Here is a 15,270-nt window from a genome sequence, read left to right as displayed (position 1 = left end):
GTGTCCTCTGGAATCCGAAACACGCTCGACGGGACGGTCGTTCGCTGGGCGCTCGTCGGCGGTGCCCGACCAGCCGTCGCGGCGGTTCTCGTCGCGGGAATCCTCGTCCTGTTCTCGATAGCCGCGGCCGTCGGACTCCTCTCCGGGACGCCGTCGAGCCCGATGTACTTCCTGTTCAGCTCTCTCTTCGGGGGGAACCTCACCCTCGTCACCGTCGTACTTTCCATCAACCAACTCGTCCTCTCGCGCGAACTCGGCTCCCCCGGGGAACTCCACGACCGGATTCGAGACGCGATGGCGTACCGGAACGAGGTCGAAGAGACGTCCGGGTCGTCGCCGACCCCCCTCTCGCCGACGGCGTTCCTGCGCTTCCTCCACGAGGCGGTCAGCGCCGACGCGATGGCGCTGCGCGACTCCCTCTCGGAGACCGACGACGGGCGACTGTCCGAACGCGTCGCGGGACTCGCCGACGACCTCTCGTCCGACGCCGCCGACGTGCGAGCGACACTCGACGGGTCGAGCGTGGACATCTTCGGTGTCATCGAGGCGACCCTCGGGACGAACCACGCGTCACAGCTGTACGAAATCGCGGCGATAGAGTCCGAGTTCGACGAGCTAACCGACGACCAGCGCCGACTGCTGGACCGCGTCCGAGAGCAACTGCTCCACATCGACACCGCGCGGAAGTACTTCCGGACGGTGTACATCGAGAAGGAACTCTCGTACCTCTCGCGACTCCTGCTCTACGTCGGCGTTCCGGTGGAGGTTCTCACCGCCGGGGTACTCGCCGTCTACGGCGCCGTGGGGTCGGCACCGCCGACTCCGGGCTGGGTGCTCCCGTTCGTCGTCGTCTCGTTGGCTGCGGGGTTCGCTCCCCTCGCGGTGCTGTTCTCGTTCGTGCTGCGACTCTCGTGGGTCGCCCAGCGGAACACCTCGGTCGCCCCGTTCGCCGACGCCGAACGAGACGAGGGGTAGGAGGAGCGGCCTCGGCGAACGCTCACTCGACGTATCTGAGGACGCGCGCCATCCCCGCGTCGAGGTGGTAGAGGTTGTGACAGTGGAACAGCCACCGACCGGGGTTGTCGGCGTGGAAGTCGATGGCGACCTGTCCCATGTGACCCGGCACGAGGACGGTGTCTTTGACGGCGTCGCCGACCCGGAAGAAGTGTCCGTGGAGGTGCATCGGATGGACGACGGGGCTCCGGTTCGTCATCCGGATGCGGACGTGTTCGCCCGGGCGAATCGAGAGCGGGTCCGCTTCGGGGTAGGCCTGTCCGTCGATCGTCCAGACGTACTCCCCCCTGCCGCGGGACAGCGTCAGGTCGAAGGTTCTGTCGGGACTCCCGTCGACCCCGTCGAGCGACGAGACGGCGCGCAGGTCCCCGTATTCGAGTCGCTCGCTCGGCGACGACGGGGCCGTCGGCGTCGCCGACTCGTTCGCCCCGTCGTACGCGAGAACCGCCCTCGCGGGCGGTTCGTTCCCGTCGAGCGCGTCCGCTCGGAGTGACCACGTCCCCGGGTTGCTCGCTTCGACCACGGCGTCGTATCGCTCTCCGGCACCGAAGACGAACGAGTCCGCCTGCACCGGTTCGACCGGCCGGCCGTCGGCGTGCGTTATCGCCATCTCGTGACCGGCCATCCGGACGCCGTACACCGTCGCGCTGGCGGCGTTCACGAACCGGAACCGAACCCGCTCACCCTCCGTCACCTCGAACCGTGCCGGGTCGCTCGGGAGTCGGCCGTTGACGAGGTGTCCCTCGTACGGCGGGCGCGCGTCGCCCATCCTCGCGCCTCCCGTTCCGCCAGCGCCGCCGCCACCCATGCCGCCCCCCATACCGCCACCGCCCGGACCGGTGTCGGATGGCAGGTGCGGTTCGCCGGGGAGGTAGTCGTCGAACACGACGACCACGTCCCGGTCGTACTCGACGTGCGGGTCCCGTTCCTCGACGACGAGCGGACCGAGTAACCCGCGGTCGAGTTGCAGTCCGACGTGACTGTGGTAGAAGTACGTGCCAGGAGGTTCGGCGCGGAACTCGTACCCGTACGTCTCGCCGGGCCGCACCGGCTCCTGCGTCACTCCGGGCACGCCGTCGACGGGGTTCGGAACGGGCACGCCGTGCCAGTGAATCGTCGTCTCGTCGGGCAGGTCGTTGGTGAGTTCGACGCCGAGAACGTCTCCCTCTCGAACGCGGAGTTCGGGGCCCGGGAACCGCCCTTCGTACGCCCACGTCTCGTTCGCCCCGGTCGGTCCGGTCGCCGTCCCGGGCGCGGCGGTGAGACCGACCGATTCGTCCGGTTCCTCGGTGACCGTCGGCCGTGGCGTGACCTCGCGACCGTTCGAGCCCGTTCCCGGGATACTGCCGACACATCCCGCGAGCGCACCGACCGCGGCTACCTGAGCCGAGCGAAGGAGCGCCCGCCGGGAGAGCGGTCTCGACTGGTCGTCGTTCGGTGTACCGTCTTCGCGCGTGTGCTTGTGGTCGGGTTCCATCGTTTTCGAGTGTCTCGGGGACGCGACGGTCGCCGTCGACCGATTCGGCGCCGCGGACGCACAGTCTTGTGCTCCCCTGTGAAGAGCGTACTCCAACGTAGCGTTCGCCGCCGGATAGGTATTTCGGGCCCGTTTTGCTCGAAGCGGAGACGACGCGCAGGTGTGGGATTCGGACGGCGGTTCGTCGCTACCGACCCGTCCGCCTGACCGTCCCTCGGACGGGTAAGTTGCCTCTACCGGTTTCGACGTTACAGTAATGGCCACGTAAGGACCCGACTAGCTTCGCGTACTACTGCCTATTTCCTTCGTTTCCGGAGGAGTACGTTCCGCGTCGGCTCCCGAAGCAGTGAGATTCGGGTGCATCGCGGCCGAGGCGGACGGTTGACGCCATCGTGAATCGAAAGTGTGGCACGTATAGTAGCGTCGGCCGGCGAGTCGAATCACCGTCACGACCGGCCACCGGTCTACGACTCGGCGTCGGTCTCGCCGCCCGGGAGAAGCGTCGAGAGCAGGAGCACGAGAAGCACGAGGAGCGTGAGGAGCAACAGCGTCTCTCGCTGTGCCTGTACGATCGCGCTGTCGAACACGCCGACCAGCAGTTCTCGTTGCGCCGCGGAGAGGCCGTCGAGGAACTCTCGTTGCGTCTCTTTGGTCGCGGTCTCCGCGGCGTCTTCGAGAGCGGACACGAGTCCCGCCCGGTCACCGGCCGACACGTCCGTGCCCACGGCGGCGAATACGCCGTCGACGACGCCTCCGTAGAATCGGCGCAGTAAGTACGTGCCCACGATAGCGGTCCCGAACGAGTAGCCGAGCATCATCGTCGCGTTCATCAGACCGGACGCCGCCGCCGCGTCCTTCGCGTCGACCGACGAGAGCGTCACGTCGATAAGCTGCGCCATCACGAGCCCGAGGCCGAGGCCGACCAGCGCCATCGGCACGGCGAGTTGCACCAGCGTCGCGTCGAGCGTCGTCCGAGACACGAGTGAGAGTATCCCGAGCCCCATGAGGACGATTCCGCCCTGAATCAGCGTTTTCGACGGGACGAACCGCCGCCAGTCGGTCGTGAAGAGAGACGTGACGAACGTCGCGACCGAGAACGGGAGCATCGCGACGCCGGTCTCGAACGCGGTGTATCCCGCGCCGGACTGGAGGAAGACCGGCACCACGAAGATGAACCCGGCGAGGACCAGGGACCGCGACGCGTTCGTGACGACGCCGGCGGTGAACGCCCCGTTCGCCAGCAGACGGACCGGAACCAGGGGCGACCCGCCGCGTCGCTCGATTCGTCGCTCGTACTGGACGAAGGCCGCGAAGACGACGATTCCGAGGCCGACGAGCCAGACGGTCGGGGACGCCCCGAACAGGTCCAGCCGAACGTCGCCGACGACGAACGGTCGGCGAGACGCCACCCAGCCGTACCGGCCTGCGAACAGCACGCCGGCCACGAGGGCTGTCGTCCCCACGACCGAGAGCACCGTCCCACCGACGTCGAACGCCGAGCGAGTCTCGGTCAGGGGTTCGCGGGGGAGATACCGAACGAAGAAGAGTGCGACGAGGACGATGAGCACCTCGATACCGAAGCCCCACCGCCAACTCGCGAACGTCGTGACCGCCCCTCCGAGTAGCGGGCCGAAAGCGGCCCCGGCCGCGTTCACCCCGGCGAGGATACCGAGCGCTTTCGCCCGGTCCCGCCCTTCGTAACTGACGAGGAGGACGGTGAACGTCAGCGGGAGTAACACGGCGGCCGCGGCGCCCTCGATGACGGACCACCCGACGTAGAGGACGACGACGTTCCAGCTCAGCGCCGCCAGCGTCGTCCCGACTCCGTACACGAGAAGCGTCGCGGTCATCAGTCGCCGAATCCCGTACATCGACGACAGTTTGCCGCCGGGGAGAATCAACGCCGCCATGACCATCGCGTAGAACGATATCGCTCCCTGTACGACCGTGACAGTCGTGTCGAGGTCGACGACGATGGCCGGAATCGCGACGTTCATCAACGTCGAATCGATGACGCCGATGAACATCGCGAGACTCACCGCGACCGCCGGTCCCCAGTACGCCAACCCTCCCGCCGAACTGGCCGCCACCGTGTCGTCGTCGGGGACGGAAGCATTCGCGTCAGATTCCATAGACGTCCGATACGGCGCCGCGCTCGATAAACCTCCCTTACGGACCGAGAGGTCCGTCTTCCGGCAGGCCCGACTCAGCGGTGGGAGTCGCCCGAGTCGAGTCGCTCGCCGCAGTGCGGGCACCAGTTGGCACTCGGGTTCTCCGACGCCTCGGTCCCTTCTCCGGTCCGTTCCGGGAAAGTCGCGGTCCGCCCGTCACCTGACTCCCGGATTCGAGTCCGTTTGGACTGCCTCGTTCGGTTCACTCGTCGGTCGGACGACTGTTCGCGCCGGAATCTCGTCCTCCCGTCTCGGTGCCGACGTGACGAGGCGTTGGAACCACGTCTCGTCGTCCGGTGCCGCCTTCTCGACGAGTTCGTAGTCGACGACGACGCCGCCGTCGTCCGCCGCCGACAGACGAACGTAGTTGAGTTGGTACCAGGAGTAGAAGACGGGCGGGAGGACACCCAAGCTGGGTTCGACTCGCTGGAGTCGCTTCAGCCACGTCCCCGTGTTGACGACGGCCCTCCCGTCGACTTCGGTGACGGCGGGTCGGTGGGTGTGCCCGTAGACGAACACGGCGACCGACGGGTCGGACGCGAACAACGCTCTCGCGCCCGCGAGATAGTCGTCGACGGGCGGGTCTCGGTCGTCCGGCCGGTCGATTCCGAACCGTCTGAGCGTCTTGCGAGCGTCTCTGACGAAGACGTACAGGGGGATGGCGACGAGTAACAGCAACAGCGTGATGACGAGGTTCGCCGTCAACAGGAGGTCGACCAGCGTCCCCACCGGACCGAACAGTTCGAGGACGCCTTCGACGAGGTCCATCGGGAGCGACCAGAGACCGACTGCGTCGAGTGCGAACGCGAGAACGTAGAGGAATCCGACGTTAAACAGCAGGAAGAACGGCGCGGAGACGTATCTGAGCCACGGACTCATTTCCCGATAGAAGTAGTTGGACACCATCCACGCCGGAATCTGCGTCATCGGTGTCACCGCTTGGATGTCCTTGAGCCAGTTGAACTTCCCGCGCGCGGAGAGACGCCCGGCGCGACTCGTGACCTGTCTGTTGACGAAGTATCCCGGAGGGTTCGCGTGGGGGTTTCCGAAGTCCGGAATCCGGTTGTTGGAGTCCCGTTGCATCCCGTGTTCGACGTGGACGACGTAGTCACCGACCTCTCGGGTGAGCGAGACCACCTGTCGAAGCGTGACGTTGTACTCGGCCAGACGGTCGACGTACTCGGGATACGCCGCCAGTTCGTAGTCGTGGTTCCCGGGGATGAGCGTGATGGGAACCCGACTGCCGGTGGCTTCGAGTTGGTCGAACAGTTCCGGGTACCGGTCGACGAGGGCGTCGAACTTGTCCAGTCCGTCGACGCCGGTGAACTCCCACAGGCCGAACGCGTCGCCGTTGATTATCAACTCGGCGTCCTCGTCCGTCCGTTCGAGCATCCGGAGGAACGACAGCAACTCCTCCAGGAAGTCGACGTGCTCCAGTTGCTCGTCGCCGCCGATGTGGAGGTCACTTATCAGGTAGTACGCGTCGGTCACGGTCTTCCACCTCGCTGCGACCGGGCCCGAAACGGTCGTCTCGGTGCGACACGCCGTCGGCGGCGCTCTCCGCGCGTCGTCGCGACTCTGCCGCCGCCGTCGCTCAATCGCGTCCGTCCGCCGGTGGCGACTCCCGTCCGCCTCGACCGTCGACGGACGGTCGTCGCGCGAACTCCCTCGCGGTCGGACGAGGCCGTCGCGCGCTCAGCCATGGCGAATCACCGGGGGCCGGTCGGGCACGAGTCTTCCGAGCGAGGGCCTCGTCTCTGCGTCGTCGGATATCTGTGCTTCGACGAACCCGACCCTGACGACCACGTCTCGGCCCATCTGTTCGGTCAGGTGGTCGTCGAATCGCTGTGCGAGGTCGGGCGGGACGTCCAGGTCACGCGGGACACCGACCAGCACGTCGACGCGAGGCTGGTTCCCGAGGAGTAGGTCGGCGGGTCCGTAGTCCACCGTGACACTGGCGAGTTCGACCCCTTCGACGTCCGCCTCGTCGAACTGTCGCTGGAGTTCGATCTGCGTCTCCCGCTCGAACGAGGCGGTCTGGAACGACGCGTACGTCACCCCGGCGAGGACGACAGAGAGAACCGCGAGAGCTATACCGATGACGGTGATTCGAGAGACGATAGACGCTCTGACGCCTTCCTGCTCGCCGGCGTCCAGTGGCTTGAACCCCGACAGGTAGAACAGAATCAGCGCCGAGAGGTTGATGGCCAGCAGGTTGACGACGACGAGAACCGCGCCCGTGAGGGCGACGCTGGGGAGGCCGAACGCGAGACCTAACCCCGACGTCGCCGCCGGCGGGACGAGAGCGACGGCGATGGCGACACCGACGAGAGTCGACCCGGACCCCCGCATGATACTGATCGACCCCGCGATTCCCGACCCCAGAGCGAGAAAGAGCGACAGGACGTTCGGACTGGTTCGTTCTGCGACCTGCGGGATCTCTCGAATCTCCAGCCCCGGCGGGATGAGGAGCGTCTCTCGGAGCAGCACCCCGAGTATCGCGGCCGTCGCGATGGCTGCCAGGAGACCAGTCACCTGAAGGGTGACGCCGCGAGACGCCATCCGCCGGTCGGCCAGTATCGTCCCGACGGACGCGGAGACTGCCGGTCCCATCAGGGGTGCGACGACCATCGCTCCGATGATGGTCGCCGCGGAGTCGAGGAGGAGGCCCGTCGTGGCGATGACAGTGCTGAGTAGCAAGAAACTGAAAAACGTCGAGTTCGCCGGTGCGAGGTCCTCCGCTCGGGCGTGGAGCTCTTCACGAGAGATCCTGAGGCCGGGGAATCGCTCTTTCAACGCCGAGAGACGCTGTGAGACGACCGTCTCCGTGGCGAGGACGATGGTGTACGTGTCGTCTCGGATACCTGCCTTCGTCAACTCCTCCATCACCGTCTCGACGCCACTGGGCGGAACGGGAAACTGTACCATCGCCTCGAAGTCCCCCCGTCCGACTTCTTCGAAGACTGCGTAGTCGACTCCCTGCACGTCGAGGGAGTCGAGAACGCTCTCTCGTCTCCCCTCCGGTACCAACACCTGTACGAGTCGCATGCACAGTAGGAAGCGACGAGAGAACAAAAAGTATGAGTGCTCTGATAGGATGGTGTCGTCGCCGTCAGGGAGACGTGATATTCTCGGAGCTCGTAGGATGTGCTTATGACTGATATGAACGTACAATACGTTCGAACATGAGTTCTGTTACCCCTACCGAGCCGGAGATGGCCACCGAGACAGAAGCACCGCTCGAAGCTATCCTCCGTGACGAGGGTCGCACCCTGATGATCGTCGGCGGACTCCTCGCGGTACTGGGCGTCGGGGCGATACTCTTCCCGTTGTTGTCCTCGCTCACGGTCGGACTCTTCATCGGCGGCGCACTCGCTATCGCCGGGGTCGCCCACGTCGCTCACGCGTTCTCCGCGTCGGGGTGGCGAGGGGCCGTCGGCGAGATACTGCTCGCCGTCGTCTTCCTCGTCGCCGGCCTCGCGATGCTGTTCAATCCGGTGCTCGCGCTGACGTCGTTGACGCTCCTCCTCGTCGCCTACTTCGTCGCGGACGGCGTCGCGTTGCTCTACTTTGCGTGGTCGCTCCGGACCGAGCGCGGATGGGTGTGGCCCGCCGTCTCGGGGGGCATCTCGTTCCTGCTCGCCGGCCTCCTCTTCGCCGGATACCCGGCGACTGCCGCGTGGGCACTCGGGCTCCTGTTCGGCGTCAACCTCCTGAGTACCGGGCTCTCGATGGTCGTCCTCGGCCGTGCGGCCAGCGCCGAACTCGCCCCGACTCCGCCCCGGACCCCTCGGCCCGACACCGGTGTCTGAACGGCCTCGGCAGTGAGGCCCTCCCTTCTTCGAGACACGTCACGGGGGACGCACTCGCCGTGAGGAGTACGCCGACCCGGAGTCGAGGGCGGACGTGCTGGCGTCGGGGGACACCCCCACGCTCGCCGAACGAGTCTCTCACCCGTCCGGCTCGGTGGAATGCCCGGCGGTGTCGAACGCGTCCGCGATGGAGTCCACGAACGCTCTCTCGGCCGGACTGACCCGGCGACCACCGAACCGCAGTACCCCGCCCTCGACGCCGGCGTCGACGACCCGTTCGGCGCACCACCGGACGAACCGTCCGTACTCCTCCCGTTCCTCCGCAGTCGCTCGCTCTCGAACGACGGCCGTCGCCTCCCGACAGGAGTCGTGAGACCGCGCCACCGTCTCCACGCGGTCGAGTTCGCGCCCCTCCGCGTCCCGCTTCAGTCGGTCGGCGTTCACTCGAACGAACCCGGCGAGTTCGGTGACGAGTTCGGACTCCGGGCGGAACTCGTCGGTGCGCCGGAGCGTCCGACGAATCGTCCCGATTTCTCCCCGCAGACCGCCGTACGAGACGACGACGCCGAACATCACCTCGACCGTCGTGCCGAATCGGTAACACGCACCGGATATTGATTCCTCGGTCGTCGCGCCCGCGACGGACCCGCGAACGACATCCAGTGAGGGGGAGTCCCGAGAAAGAGCTATCTCGGTACCTCCCGTTCTCACACGCGTTCGACGGGCGGCAGGCGGCAGGACGCATCACCCCCTACCGCAATCGTCCGTCTCCACCATGGCCGAAGAACCCAACACCGAGTCGTCGGCGTCCGACCCGTCCGAGACGGACCACGCCGGAGGAGTCGCCGCGACCGTCGAGTGGCCCGCTCTCGACCGCGGACGTGCGGCGCTCTGGTTCGTCACGCTCGTCCTCGTCGCGGGACTGCTCTACGTGGGGTGGCGGTACGTCGGCACCGTGGTCGTGGGCCTCTTCGTCTACTACGTCACCCGTCCGGTACTGCGTCGCGTCGAGACTCGGTTCGGGTCACGGACGGTCGCTGTCGCCCTCACGCTCTCAGTGGTGGCATTGCCCCTCCTGTTCGTCGCCGGGTGGACGTTCGCCATCTTGCTCACTTCGCTGGACGACCTGCTCGAGTCGGACGTTCTCGGCGACGTCGAGGCGTTCGTCCAGCCGTATCTCGACCTCACGTCGCTGCTGACTCAACTGGGCGTGTTCCTCGACGAGGTTCTCAGAGACCCGAGTCGGCTCAGCGACGTCGACCTCGGAGCCTTCGTCGGCGACGCCGTCGGGTCGATACTCGGCTGGGTCGGTGTCGCCGTCAACGTCGGTATTCACGCGTTCATCGTCCTCATCCTCGTCTTCTACCTGCTCAGAGACGACTACCTCGTCGCGCGGTGGGCTCGGAACACGTTCGTCGAGGAAGGCGGCCGTCTGGAGTCGTACTTCGTGACGGTCGACAGGGACCTCCACAACGTCTACTTCGGAAACATCCTGAACGCACTCCTCACCGGAATCCTCGCCGCCACGACGTACGGCCTGCTCAACGTCTTCGCACCGACGGCCACTCGAATCCCGGAGGCGGCGTTCCTCGGTATCCTCGTCGGCGCGGCGAGTCTCGTCCCGGTTATCGGTATCAAACTCGTCACGTGGCCGGTCGGGGCGTATCTCCTCGGGCGGGCGCTCTGGTTCGACCCGGAAGCGGTCTGGTTCCCCGTCGTCTTCTTCGCCGTCTCCTTCGTCATCGTGGACTACGTCCCCGACCAGTTGCTCCGCCCGTACGTCAGCGGTCGGACGCTCCACGTCGGTGCTGTGATGCTCGCGTACACCGTCGGCCCACTGCTCTTCGGGTGGTACGGCATCTTCCTCGCACCGCTCCTGTTCGTCGTGGCGTTCGAGTTCGGCCGGATACTGTTCCCGTGGCTCCTCGACGCCTCGCAATCCGACCGCGAACCGGCGGACGGGTCAGACAGCGAATCGGCGCGTCCACGGCCGTCCGCGGAGGCACCGATTTCAGAGCGCAGAGAGGCGGACGATTCGAACTCCGAAGCCGACCGGCGGGTCTCGGGGCCCGTCGAGCGCGACGGCCCTGCCCCGAACGAGTGAGGACCGCCGTTCGGCCATCTCGGACAGGAGAGACGGTCGGTCGGCACCGCGAAGGAGGCGGTGAACCTGACCCGGTCGCGTATTCGACGTACGGAGTTCGTCGAGAGTCGTCGCTGGCCGTCCGACCGTGCGGACCCTCGGCGTATTACCGAATCGACGACAGTCGCGCGGTCTATAAGCATCGTTTATGCTGCTTTCGTGCATACGTGTCGACGGGTAAGCAAAATGAGTTCGTTAGTAGTACTCGCTTTCGACACGATGGACGGCGCGGAGAACATGCGGGAGAAGATGTACCAACTGCAGCGTCGGGAACTTATCACGATAGACGACGCCGCCATCGCCGTTCGGAAAGAGAACGGCCAAGTGAAGGTCAAACAGGCCTACAGCCTCGTCGGTGCGGGTGCGCTCGGGGGGTCGTTCTGGGGACTCCTCATCGGCGTCATCTTCTGGATGCCGTGGCTCGGAATGGCCGTCGGAGCGGTGACGGGCGCACTCGGCGGCAAATTCACCGATATCGGTATCGACGACTCGTTCATCAAAGAGGTCGCGAATACGGTCCAACCGGGCGACTCCGCGTTGTTCCTGCTGGCCCGCGACGCGCAGATGGAGCGAATCGAACAGGAACTGTCGGACTACGAGTTCGAGATTCTCGAGACGAACCTCTCGCCCGAAGACGAGGACAGACTTCGCGAGGCGTTCGCCGCCGAGGAGATATCGGGATAATCCGCGAGAGCGCGCGACACCGGCTCCTTCCGACGACCGAGGAGTAGGGCCCGAGTCACCTGTTCGCGGACCGGGCGTCGAGTCTCGCGGCGAGTTCTCGCGAGACGCCGGACAGGTGAGCCGACCCGAAGACGGCGACGAGGAGGCCGCCGACCGTGTTGTAGAACATGTCCAGCACCGTGTCTTCGAGGCCGTACTGCGTGAGGACCGTGTCGGCTCCGACGAGGCCGGCACCGACGCTGATGTAGAACTCGAGCAGTTCCCAGACGACGCCGAACGCCAGAACGAACATGAGCATGAAGACGAAGAGGACCTTCGGCGGCATGTGGACGAACTCCGAGTGTTCGTCGAGGGCGACCACGGTCGCGTAGGCGACGCCCGCTACCAGCGACGACGAGAGCGCGTGCGTCATGTGGTCCCACCACCACGTCGCCGAATACGGGCTCAGGAAGTCCAACGCCGGGAGGGGAAGCGTCCCGAACGCGTGGAGGAACATCGCCACCGTGATCCAGAGGACGAGGCCGACGTTCATCGCGAACTTGTAGTTCCGTTCGAGGTACGCCGGGAGGAACGTCACGAGGAGACCGACGGCGGCGTTGACGACGATTCCCGGGTTGAGAGTGAGGAGGCCGACGGCGAGAATTCCGACCATCACCGCTTGGAGGAACCGAACGAGCCGGGTCTGCCGGCGTTCGGTCACGTACGCCGTCAGTCTCATGCCGTCTCCACCTCCGCGGGCGAGCCGTCTTCGAGATTCGCTTCCAGTTGTCGTCTGAAGTACCAGCGGAACGCGAACGCCGAGAAGACACTCGCCACCGACACGGCGCTGAACACGAGCATCAGTTCCTCGTTGGTCTCGACGAACGCCGTCCCGAGATACCGTGCCGACGCCCCAGACCCGAGCGCCCACAGTCCCGCCGTCCCCATCGTCACGACCATCACGAACCCGATGGCGAAGTTCGGAGTCATTCGAACGGTCGTGACCATCTGAAGTGCGACGACGACGAGAAGCGCGAGCATAGCGATGCTGACCGAGAAGACGGCGTCTCCCAGAAGTGACCGGTCGTAGGTGACGACGACCAACGGGAGGGACGCGAGCAGCAGCATCCACCACGGGACGGTCTTCGTCCAGGAGCGACGACTCAGTGCCGGCACGACGGCGACGCCCGCCGTGACGACTGCGAGAGCCGTGACGACGAACGCTCCCTCGAGGAGATTACTAACTCCGACTGCGGCGACGACGGCGGTCAGTATCCACGCGATAGCCGCGTTCACCCGGTCGTCGATAACGAACCACTCTTCTGGAAGTGCCTGACTCATGATGAGTTCTCCCGAGACTCGACCGACAGAACTCGTCGCAGCGGTACCTCGGTCGCTTCTCGCCCCTCTAGAGAACCTGAATCGTAATCAACCTATACCCCTCGTCTCGTCCCTGGTGAGGGGAGGTGCGCAGTGACCTCGATAGAACCGACCCGTTCCGAAGTGGACGCGTTCACGTCTCTCCGACTCTCGTGTTCCAGTGAGAAACAGCCTAAGCATTACACCCGTAGCTACGTAAGACAATATTGTCAATGAAATGGTACTGAGCGAAAATCGGCCACTTTCGTCTCCGTGAACGCGGAATGTCACACCGTCGACGCTCGTCTGTCTCCGCCTGACCAGTGTCTCTCTCGACATTCTAGCCCGTCCTCTCGGCCGGAAGGCTAACTGGACCGGTCGGGCCTCCGATTTCGGCGATCGTCGTCTCGACCGTCGTCGTCCCCCACTACGGTGGTTTTCGACCGACAACGACGTGCCACGGGACGCGTTCGCGCCACGGGCCGAGTATCGACTCCGCTACCTCCGCACCCGGACCGGTCGGTCCGCACTGATGAACGGTTCCGAGTCGTCGTCCTCGGCGAGTGAGATGCCGTTGCACTCCGTGCGGCGCACCGTCCACTCGGGGAGTTCCGGAACTCCGTAGTCCGCCGGTTCGCGGTAGTGGTACGCGATGACCCACCGCCGGGCGCGCATACGGGGCCTGTCGGGACGGTCCGCCGACCGGTCCGCCCGTCTCGTCCGCTCGTTCCGCTCTCGGGTCGACGCGCGCGAGCGCTCTTCCGTCACGGTCAGAACGCCCCCGCGACGATGTCGGCGACTCGCTGGCGGTCGAACAGTCGTTCGTCGGATGTCACTTCCCCGAACGTGTCCGGATAGAGCTGTTGGGTGGCGCGTTCCGTGAGGAACAGATTCTGGATCGGCCCCTGTCGGAGGTATCCCCCGCGGTACACCCGCCGGTTCTGCACGGCCGCCAGTTCGCTCGCGACCGGGTGGCCTTCCATGTACGCGAGGACGGTGTCCCTGAACTCCGCGACCGATTTGTCCTCGTGACCCCGAATCAGGAGCACGTCCGGGTCGACGGTGAGCAGGTTCTCGTAGTCGAGTTCGCCGCGGTTCTCGGTACTCAGGTTCTCGATACCGGTGCCGGCCAGCGCGTCGCTGACGCCGAGGTCGTTCCACTGTTTCTTGCTCGTCCCCTGGTCGGCGAGTCGATACGGCGAGAACGTCTCGGGTTCGTCGGTCCCCTCGAAGGTGAGGAAGACGGTCGGTCGCTCGGCGGCAGGGGGTAACTGCGACTGGAGGTCGGCGACGAACTCGTCGTGGAGCGATTTCAGCGCCTCGAAGCGCTCGCGTTCTCCGAAGAGGGTGGCCATCTTCTCGAAGGCCTGATACAGGGTGTAGTAGCGGTAGTCGTGCCAGCCGTCGGACCGCCGGAAGATCGTGTTCCCGAGGAACGGCGCGACGTTCTCGCGAATCTCCTCGACGTCGCCGTCGCTCCAGTCGAACCAGTTTCGCAGCATCCCCGTATCGACGACGTGGACGTCGGCGCCGAGTTCGTAGAACAGCTCTTTTGACATGTCGGCCTCGACGAGGTCGTGTTCCGCTAGCTCGTCTTCGTCGACGCTCACGCCCGGCAGTTCCTCGTACGGGTCGGTGTGGTACTCTCCGGCCTGACCGATACCCAGCATCCCGTCCGCCTGCCCGAGGGCGACCCCTATGTCGGCGTAGTCGCCACCGTACGGGAGCCACGTCTCGGGGACCGACTCGAAGGTCACCTCTCCGACCGGCGCCATCTCGACGGTGTAGGCGTCGTTCCCCGCCGTCGTCTCCGCCTGCGTCGCTGTGGCGATGTCCGTGGCCGTCGTCTGAGCGGCCGTCTCCGTCGAGTGGGGGGTCGTTCCGGAACCGTTCTCGGCCGTGCAGCCCGCCAGCAGTCCGCCGCCGAAGACAGCACCGGTGTATCTCACGTAGTCTCGCCGCGTCGGTGCTTCGTCTTCACAGCCGTCTTCTCCCATGAGATTTAGGCCAGCCTAAAACAACAAAACAGTTCTGGTTCCTTTCCGAGCCGAATCCTCCGAAGGCAATTCGTTCGGACGCTTCCGTCGGCGGATACTCGATGCGGTCCGCCGAATCAGGGAAGTGCGCGGGAAGCACTCACGCGGATTTCCCGCGTACAGGGTTGTGTTCGCAGGCTGTCCTTCCGATTACGGCACAGACGACGAGAACTCCGACTGCGACCAGCGAAACTCCGAGGAGCGATTCGAGCAGGTAGTAGAGAAGCGAACCGACGGTGACGTTTACTCCGGCTAAGGCGAGTGGGTAGACGGTTTGTACCGGATACATCGTTCTCACCTCGTTCTACTCGTCTATCTGTTAAATATACGACCATAGCTCAAACGGGCGCTTTTGTTTGCGAGGAGATACCACGACTGTCGCGAGGAGGTCACGTCGACTCGCATCGTCGTATTCGGGCATCCGACGTCGGAGGTGAAGCGGGAGGACCGGCGATGTGCGTGCTAGTTTCGGCACGGCCGTATCGAACGACTTGGCCGGTCTCGGGAGTCACGCCCAACACGTGGAGTGTCCGGAGCACCGTCTCGATGACACGCGGTGCGACTGTCGACCCGGTGGCTTTGATACTGCTCCCAC

Annotated in this window: 14 protein-coding genes; 4 read left to right on the top strand and 10 right to left on the bottom strand. The window is 65.4% G+C overall.

The annotated features are described in order from the left end of the window. A complete protein-coding gene (locus tag BM310_RS15640; protein ID WP_218156455.1) occupies window positions 1-975 on the top strand; it encodes a hypothetical protein in 975 nt (324 codons plus the stop codon). Between the two features lie 22 nt (window positions 976-997). Here BM310_RS15640 and BM310_RS21875 read toward each other — a convergent pair whose 3' ends face one another. The 4 genes from BM310_RS21875 to BM310_RS15620 all read right to left on the bottom strand — a co-directional run bounded on the left by BM310_RS21875 (window position 998) and on the right by BM310_RS15620 (window position 7,710). Continuing rightward, window positions 998-2,491 carry a multicopper oxidase family protein gene (locus tag BM310_RS21875; RefSeq protein WP_089809457.1) on the bottom strand — a complete coding sequence of 498 codons (1,494 nt, stop codon included), beginning with the start codon at window positions 2,489-2,491 and terminating at the stop codon, window positions 998-1,000. A 464-nt stretch (window positions 2,492-2,955) separates the two neighbouring features. Next, window positions 2,956-4,623, bottom strand: coding sequence for an MFS transporter (locus BM310_RS15630; protein ID WP_089809455.1), 1,668 nt, complete (start codon window positions 4,621-4,623; stop codon window positions 2,956-2,958). 195 nt (window positions 4,624-4,818) lie between these two features. Further along, complete coding sequence (locus tag BM310_RS15625) at window positions 4,819-6,153, bottom strand: metallophosphoesterase (RefSeq protein WP_089809453.1); 1,335 nt, start codon at window positions 6,151-6,153, stop codon at window positions 4,819-4,821. Between the two features lie 204 nt (window positions 6,154-6,357). After that, on the bottom strand, window positions 6,358-7,710 hold the full coding sequence (locus BM310_RS15620; RefSeq protein WP_089809451.1) for a TIGR00341 family protein: 1,353 nt from the start codon (window positions 7,708-7,710) through the stop codon (window positions 6,358-6,360). Window positions 7,711-7,877: 167 nt separating this feature from the next. Between BM310_RS15620 and BM310_RS15615 the strand changes: the two genes are divergently transcribed. Beyond that, window positions 7,878-8,474 carry an HdeD family acid-resistance protein gene (locus tag BM310_RS15615; RefSeq protein WP_177232669.1) on the top strand — a complete coding sequence of 199 codons (597 nt, stop codon included), beginning with the start codon at window positions 7,878-7,880 and terminating at the stop codon, window positions 8,472-8,474. Between the two features lie 138 nt (window positions 8,475-8,612). Here the strand turns inward: BM310_RS15615 and BM310_RS15610 are convergent, their stop codons facing one another. After that, on the bottom strand, window positions 8,613-9,185 hold the full coding sequence (locus BM310_RS15610; RefSeq protein ID WP_245778517.1) for a hypothetical protein: 573 nt from the start codon (window positions 9,183-9,185) through the stop codon (window positions 8,613-8,615). A 64-nt stretch (window positions 9,186-9,249) separates the two neighbouring features. Here BM310_RS15610 and BM310_RS15605 point away from each other — a divergent pair, with 64 nt between their 5' ends. Continuing rightward, window positions 9,250-10,578: an AI-2E family transporter gene (locus tag BM310_RS15605; protein WP_089809447.1), complete on the top strand. Its 1,329-nt coding sequence runs from the start codon at window positions 9,250-9,252 to the stop codon at window positions 10,576-10,578. Window positions 10,579-10,836: 258 nt separating this feature from the next. Next, a complete protein-coding gene (locus BM310_RS15600) occupies window positions 10,837-11,301 on the top strand; it encodes a DUF1269 domain-containing protein (protein ID WP_089809445.1) in 465 nt (154 codons plus the stop codon). Window positions 11,302-11,356: 55 nt separating this feature from the next. Here the strand turns inward: BM310_RS15600 and BM310_RS15595 are convergent, their stop codons facing one another. The 5 genes from BM310_RS15595 to BM310_RS21055 all read right to left on the bottom strand — a co-directional run bounded on the left by BM310_RS15595 (window position 11,357) and on the right by BM310_RS21055 (window position 14,964). Continuing rightward, window positions 11,357-12,019, bottom strand: a complete 663-nt coding sequence (locus BM310_RS15595; RefSeq protein WP_089809443.1) for a hypothetical protein — start codon at window positions 12,017-12,019, stop codon at window positions 11,357-11,359. Then, window positions 12,016-12,621: a hypothetical protein gene (locus tag BM310_RS15590; RefSeq protein WP_177232668.1), complete on the bottom strand. Its 606-nt coding sequence runs from the start codon at window positions 12,619-12,621 to the stop codon at window positions 12,016-12,018. The genes BM310_RS15595 and BM310_RS15590 overlap by 4 nt, the downstream gene beginning before the upstream one ends. A gap of 516 nt (window positions 12,622-13,137) precedes the next feature. Beyond that, the gene (locus tag BM310_RS21490; RefSeq protein ID WP_177232667.1) at window positions 13,138-13,314 is read right to left on the bottom strand and encodes a hypothetical protein; all 177 of its coding nucleotides are present in this window, start codon (window positions 13,312-13,314) and stop codon (window positions 13,138-13,140) included. 95 nt (window positions 13,315-13,409) lie between these two features. Next, window positions 13,410-14,636 carry an ABC transporter substrate-binding protein gene (locus BM310_RS15580; RefSeq protein ID WP_089809439.1) on the bottom strand — a complete coding sequence of 409 codons (1,227 nt, stop codon included), beginning with the start codon at window positions 14,634-14,636 and terminating at the stop codon, window positions 13,410-13,412. Window positions 14,637-14,775: 139 nt separating this feature from the next. Further along, window positions 14,776-14,964 carry a hypothetical protein gene (locus BM310_RS21055; RefSeq protein ID WP_143105175.1) on the bottom strand — a complete coding sequence of 63 codons (189 nt, stop codon included), beginning with the start codon at window positions 14,962-14,964 and terminating at the stop codon, window positions 14,776-14,778. Window positions 14,965-15,270 lie beyond the last annotated feature (306 nt).

Origin of the sequence: Halogeometricum rufum (assembly GCF_900112175.1) — an archaeon.
In the GTDB taxonomy this organism is placed as follows: domain Archaea; phylum Halobacteriota; class Halobacteria; order Halobacteriales; family Haloferacaceae; genus Halogeometricum; species Halogeometricum rufum.
Note: the sequence above shows the minus strand (reverse complement) of the source record. Positions and strands in the feature narration are given on the sequence as shown.

Bases quoted from the DNA above. Each gene is read 5' to 3' on its own strand.
- BM310_RS15595 (WP_089809443.1), bottom strand. From the start codon at position 12,019: ATGAGACTGACGGCGTACGTGACCGAACGCCGGCAGACCCGGCTCGTT.
- BM310_RS15590 (WP_177232668.1), bottom strand. From the start codon at position 12,621: ATGAGTCAGGCACTTCCAGAAGAGTGGTTCGTTATCGACGACCGGGTG.
- BM310_RS15620 (WP_089809451.1), bottom strand. From the start codon at position 7,710: ATGCGACTCGTACAGGTGTTGGTACCGGAGGGGAGACGAGAGAGCGTT.
- BM310_RS15580 (WP_089809439.1), bottom strand. From the start codon at position 14,636: ATGGGAGAAGACGGCTGTGAAGACGAAGCACCGACGCGGCGAGACTAC.
- BM310_RS21490 (WP_177232667.1), bottom strand. From the start codon at position 13,314: ATGCGCGCCCGGCGGTGGGTCATCGCGTACCACTACCGCGAACCGGCG.
- BM310_RS15600 (WP_089809445.1), top strand. From the start codon at position 10,837: ATGGACGGCGCGGAGAACATGCGGGAGAAGATGTACCAACTGCAGCGT.
- BM310_RS15615 (WP_177232669.1), top strand. From the start codon at position 7,878: ATGGCCACCGAGACAGAAGCACCGCTCGAAGCTATCCTCCGTGACGAG.
- BM310_RS21055 (WP_143105175.1), bottom strand. From the start codon at position 14,964: ATGTATCCGGTACAAACCGTCTACCCACTCGCCTTAGCCGGAGTAAAC.
- BM310_RS15605 (WP_089809447.1), top strand. From the start codon at position 9,250: ATGGCCGAAGAACCCAACACCGAGTCGTCGGCGTCCGACCCGTCCGAG.
- BM310_RS15630 (WP_089809455.1), bottom strand. From the start codon at position 4,623: ATGGAATCTGACGCGAATGCTTCCGTCCCCGACGACGACACGGTGGCG.
- BM310_RS21875 (WP_089809457.1), bottom strand. From the start codon at position 2,491: ATGGAACCCGACCACAAGCACACGCGCGAAGACGGTACACCGAACGAC.